We start from the raw sequence: 6,024 nt of genomic DNA on the forward strand, positions 1-6,024 counted from the left end.
TGGAAATAGGCAATCTTCCTCCTGGAAATCTTTCTATAAACAAGGAGATATTGGAAAGATGTTTTGCAAGTATGTCATAAACATTTACAGAGAAGAAAATTTGTTTAATAAGTGGAAACGTGGGCTACTATGGTGAATACGATTCTTAAACAGATAAAGGGGGCTTATGAAAATTAAAACCTTTATATTTATTTTATGTTGCTTTACATTTGTTAATATACAAATATCTTATGGAAAGATACTGGTAAAAAACGGTGATTTTTCAATATCATTACCTGACGGATGGGTAGAGATACCAAGAGATATTCTGGATTTCCAAACTATGCAACATCTAATACACGAGCCAGGTTTTTCAACATTACGTTATAACTACGCTTTTCAATTAAAATCTGATTCAGATGCATGGTTTAAACATCCGTTTCTTCTGGTGGAGATAAAACATTCAGGTCGCATTAAAGAGAAAGAAGTGTATGATTCATTAAAAGAAATATCTTTAAGTGTGGATAAAATAGAACAAGATTTCAGTCCCACCATTTTGGAGAGTTGTTTAAAAAAAATCTATTATGACAGAAAACTTCACATAGTATGGAGACAAGAGGAATCTACAAGCAGAAAAACCGGTAAACTATCTAATCTTTATGGAATAATCTTAACACAAAAAGGGTGGATTAGAATATCTGCAACTTGCTTAGAAAAAGATTATGTAATTTATGAGCCAGTTTTTAAATCTATAGTAGAGTCAGTTGTTCTACATCCTGACCTTGTTTACAGACGGCAGTGGAAAGAAGGCTTGCAACTATTTGTCAATAGTCTTGATTGGAAACAAGTTTTGATGTTTTTAGCAATAGGAGGAGTAATCGGTTGGCATATTCTAATTTCTACTGTTACGAGCATCAAAACAGGCAAGAAAGAGGATATCAATCAATAGATTCTTTGGCACCGTGTATAGTTTGTATTAGTAAACATAATGCTATGAATTTAAAGGGGGGCTATATGGATGTGCGAGAAACAATAAGAAAAAACGATTTAGAGACAGTAAAAAAACTATTAGCTGAGAAAAAAGACGTTAATATCAGAAATGATACAGGAGATACATTTTTACATATAGCAGTCCGTATGGAAAAGAAAGAAGTTGCTGAACTGCTGATAAACAAAAGTGCGGAGATTAACGCTAAGAATAATGGGGAAATAACACCGTTACATTTAGCAGCAAGTAGAGGATATACAGATATTGGTAAACTTCTAATAGATAAAGGTGCAGATATTAATATAGAGAACAATTATGGGGAAACACCTTTGCATTTGGCAGTTAGAGAAGGGCATGCAGAAATTGCTAAACTATTGATAGAGTCGGGAGCAATAGTAAATGCCCAGAACAATAAAGGCATTACTCCTCTTGATATAGCGTTTGACACATACGAATGGTGGGGATTTGACACTCAAATTTTGAAAATGCTACAAACAACATTGACTGGAAATTTTATGAAGGGGACAGAGCCAGAAGGTTTTTTTCGAGAATCTTATTTAGGCACAATAAAATGGGGAACATCCTTGCAGATGTTTCATAATATGGATAAAAAAGAAATTGAAGTATTACAGTCTCTATATGAATATCACAAGAAGTTTGAAAATGATGAGCAATATGGGAAAATCGTCCACGCTTTATCCGATATGACATTTGAAGAATTAGATCAAATAACGTTATATGAGAAAAGAGATGATGACTTGAAATTTTTTGGCATAACAATTGAAAAAATTCAATACGTTTTCTGGTATGAAAAATTTCTTGGCGTTATTATTTACCGAAAAGACGCTAGTTTACAAAAGTGGAGAGATTTTGTAAAAACTGTATTTTCAAAATATGGTATAGGGCTGGAAATTGGTTGCTTATTAGCTGCAAAGTGTGATATACATCCAAGCTTTTATATATGGAGTGGAAAAAAAACAAAGATGGTGTTAACCAGACACTGTGATCTTTTCATAGTTTCTACAGAACTAATGAAGAAGAGACAAAAATATCTTGATATGAAACGTCTCGATATCACTTCAAAAATGAAGTATGTACCTCTACCACCAAGTTTTTATTATGAGGAGAAAGAAAAAAAGTATTATCTAATTCCTCAAGAATTGGATGTTATATATATAAGCAAAGGGGAAAATAATGAAGAAGTTGATAAATTTGCACTGAGAGGCAAACATAATGCAATAAAAAAAGATGACACTGACAAATACTGGTTGACACGACAAGGATGGCAACCGATGCTTTTAGGTAAAGTTATAGACGAAGAGGATGCGCCGATAACATTACAAAGACTTAATCCCACTGGACGGCCTGGTAGCAATATAACATTCGATGAAATACTAAATTATGATGGAACAATTAGGCTTTTCTGATATAAAATTTTCTAACAAAAGAGATGAAGCAACAAATGTCTTAGTTTTAAAAATATAGTAATAAAAAGTATGGTAAAAAACTATAACAACCGCTTTAAAATTAATCTTGCTAACGTAATGATAGTTTCTATACGGATACAAATAAATTAAAGAAAGGGGGAATTATGTTAAAAGTAAGGGAGGCAGTAAAGGTAGTAGTTATAAAGACAGAGGAGGTAGCAAAAAGGTCAGAAGAAGCAGTAAAGGCGATAGAAGAGCTAGTAACTATAACAGAAAAAAAGGTAAGAAGAGCAGAAGAAGGTGGAGGTGGACCTGCAACCGCTGCTACACCACCGCCTATAGCACCAGCAGCGTACTTTCCAGAATGGGTAGCAGTTATGAAAGCAGAGGAAATGAAAAAAACAGTAAAAGAAACAACAGAGGCATTAAAGGAAGCGACAACAGCAATTCTGGCTGTAGAGATAATACCTGAGTTAAAAGACATTGCAACAAAAGCGATGGGAGATGCAATGAAAACAGCCAATTCAACAGAAAGAGCAGCAAGTAATGCCGTAATGACAGTAAGGGAAGCGGAAAAAGCAATAACCTCAGCAAGGATAGAACCATCAAAGAAATTATGGACTAAAGCATTAGAAACAACAAAACACGCTCTTAAGACAATAAAATCAGCAGATACCGCTATATCTGCAATGGTGCTTGCAGGCAAAGCAGTAGAAACAATGGCAATATCATTAGAGATGTTAGGAATCTCTCAACAAAGAACAATAGAACCAACAGGAGCAATTCAGGAGGCAGTAGAAATGAATATTCCATCTCTTCACAAAGAAAACGATGCTCACGAAAATTGTCAGGTTGTAGCAATACAAATGGCTTTAGCTTATTACGGAATAGACCTAACATTGGACAAATTACACAAAATGGTGCCGACCATTGGACCTACATTTTTTTCTGTTCCTTGGGGTAACTGTGCTGTGGCTGCAGAAGAAGGGCTTAATGTAATTTTTATTTCAAGAAACCCTAATGTGCTACTTGAAGCAAGTTATATTCACATAGCTAATAGCACTCAAAAAACAAGGCAAGAAATAGAAGATTGGATTAAAGGTCAGAGAGAAAGATGTAACAATTTAGCAGATAAAATCAATTTAGTGGAATGGAGAGAAAACTGGAAAGAAGAATACGGATATGAATATAAAGACCTTCCGCTAAAGATAGTAGCAAAAAAAGCAGGAGTAGTAATCCCTACTGTCAATTGGGGAATAGCTCCTCATGCTATAGTCATTAATGAATTTAAAGACGGGAAGGTCTTCTTCAACAACCCTAACAAGGTAGATATTACAGATATGGCTGAGGATAAATTTTATCAAAAATGGTTGGACACAATAGCAACCGACAATGATTTATTAATAATTTCAAAAGATAAAATTGACTTACGCAATATCTAATAACAAAGTTTTACGTCGCCAATACCAATAGGAGGTGAGATATCAAAAAGTTTTCGGGCGACTATGTTTTACAAAGTTAAAAGCATTATAACAAGCATCACCTACTATTAAAGGAGGCAAATTTTATGATACTGCCTATCTATTTAAAAAATAAGCATCTATTTATTGAATTGGACGGAAATTTATTTTTGTTTGATACGGGAGCGAGTCACAGTTTCACAGAAACAGAAAACATTTCTATTGATAGTAAAAAATTTCAACTTCCCTCGAGTTTACCAACTCCTATGGGGGCTTTTGATGCTGAAATGATTTCTAAACAAGTTGGTGTTAAGTGCGTTGGGTTACTTGGAATGGACGTACTTGGTAAGTTTGACCATATTATAGATATTGATAAAAATCAACTTACTATTTCGGAAAACGAATTGAAATATACAGGACAAGAAGTTAAGTTATCCTCTTTTATGGGCTTTACAACAATCAACGCCAATATAGCTAACAAAGAATATAAGATGTTGTTTGATACGGGTGCACAGATTTCCTTCTTTCTGGATGATTCTATCGTTAACTTTCCTTTCGTGGAAAAGTTTAAAGACTTTAATCCACTTCAAGGTGAGTTTGAAACAGATACCTATAAAGTAGAAGTTAAGTTAAACGAGATTGTCTTACAACTTATTTGTGGAAGTGAACTTCCTTTATTTCTTAGTGCAGGCATCCAGTTTTTAGGAGCCAGCGGAGTTATTGGAAACGAGATGTTAATAAACCGGGTTGTCGGTTTTGCTCCAAGAAGAAATGTAATGTATATTTAACCCTTTCGTATTGAGAGGAAGATAAAGCAATCCCCCGAGGTTTGCGGAGTAATCCGCGGGGGTTTGCAAAAAGGTTGGGGACAATCTACCAAGGCGAAAAAGGAGGTTCTTATGTCTAAAGAAAAAAAAGAAGTTAAAGCAACAGGTAAAAAAGCAGAGGAGGTGAAAAAAACAGGAGGAATAATTACTACTTCAAGTAGTTTTCGGGCGACTATGTTTTACAAAGTTAAAAGCATTATAACAAGCATCACCTACTATTAAAGGAGACAAATTTTATGATACTTCCTATCTATTTAAAAGAAAAGCATCCATTTGTTGAATTAGATGGAAATTTATGGTTGTTTGATACAGGTTCACCTTATAGTTTCGGAGATAAAGAAAACATCTCTATTGATGGCATCAAATTTCAACTTCCCTCGAATTTTCCTATTCCTATAGGGTCTTTCGGTACTGAAACTATCGTTAAACACGTTGGTGTTAATTGTGTCGGATTAATTGGAATGGATGTGATTGGTAAGTTTGACCATATTATAGATATTGGTAAAAATCAACTCACCATTTCAAAAAACGAGTTGGAATATACAGGAAAAGAGGTGAGGTTATCAAATATTATGAATGTTCCAGCATTCACAGCCAGTATAGCCAATAAAGAATACACAATGTTATTTGATACGGGTGCTCAAATTTCCTTCTTTCTGAATAATTCTATAGTTGATTTTCCTTATGTGGGTAAATTTACAGATTTTTTTCCAACTTACGGTAAATTTGAAACAGATACATATACAGTTGAAGTTGAATTGAACGGTGTTACCTTCAAACTACTCTCTGGAAACTATCTTCCTGAAGAGTTAAGTAAAATTATTAAATCATTTAAAGTTGATGGCTTTGTTGGAAGCGAAATGTTAATAAATCGGGTTGTTGGTTTTACTCCAAGAAGAAATGTAATGTATATTTAACACGTTCCGTTTTTACAAGGCATACAATAGTAGAGGGAAAAAAGTATGTGGTGTTATTTACTCACTCCTTCTCTTTGCCTTTTCCCCTTAGAAGTGATTGGGATGGTTGGTCCTCAGAGGTTTGCAAAGGGTTAATGGGAAGAGGCTTGTCCGCCGAAGCCAACCTACGCTACAATACAAGCTTCGGCAGGTATACCTTGGCGCAGGTGGAGGGGGGGGTTTGCTTTTTGCTTGTTATTGCGAGTGTTTCTCAACGTGCAATCTCGCCGAAGGCGGAAAAGGAATGGGAAGGAACAATAGCAAGGAAAAGCGGAAGACGAAAAAATAAAAGCGAAACATAAAGAAAAAAGACCCCCTCACCTTGCATCCTCTCCCCCAGAGGAGAGGCAAATAAGGAAAGATTGTCATTCCGGACTTGATCCGGAA

General features: G+C 34.9%; 6 protein-coding genes. All 6 read left to right on the forward strand.

The window, feature by feature from the left end; all coding sequences use genetic code 11:
* The first annotated feature begins 166 nt into the window (after positions 1-166).
* Positions 167-928 (forward strand): hypothetical protein, encoded by a 762-nt coding sequence (locus M0P98_09000; GenBank protein MCK9266983.1) that lies wholly within the window; start codon positions 167-169, stop codon positions 926-928.
* Positions 929-993: 65 nt separating this feature from the next.
* Positions 994-2,394, forward strand: a complete 1,401-nt coding sequence (locus M0P98_09005) for an ankyrin repeat domain-containing protein (protein MCK9266984.1) — start codon at positions 994-996, stop codon at positions 2,392-2,394.
* Positions 2,395-2,558: 164 nt separating this feature from the next.
* A complete protein-coding gene (locus tag M0P98_09010; protein MCK9266985.1) occupies positions 2,559-3,836 on the forward strand; it encodes a hypothetical protein in 1,278 nt (425 codons plus the stop codon).
* Positions 3,837-3,961: 125 nt separating this feature from the next.
* A complete protein-coding gene (locus M0P98_09015) occupies positions 3,962-4,642 on the forward strand; it encodes a hypothetical protein (protein ID MCK9266986.1) in 681 nt (226 codons plus the stop codon).
* A 111-nt stretch (positions 4,643-4,753) separates the two neighbouring features.
* Positions 4,754-4,903, forward strand: coding sequence for a hypothetical protein (locus tag M0P98_09020; protein MCK9266987.1), 150 nt, complete (start codon positions 4,754-4,756; stop codon positions 4,901-4,903).
* 14 nt (positions 4,904-4,917) lie between these two features.
* Entirely contained in the window at positions 4,918-5,598 is a 681-nt protein-coding gene (locus M0P98_09025) for a hypothetical protein (protein MCK9266988.1), read from the forward strand.
* The last annotated feature ends 426 nt before the right edge of the window (positions 5,599-6,024 follow it).

This window comes from bacterium, from assembly GCA_023230585.1.
GTDB lineage: Bacteria > Ratteibacteria > UBA8468 > B48-G9 > JAFGKM01 > JALNXB01.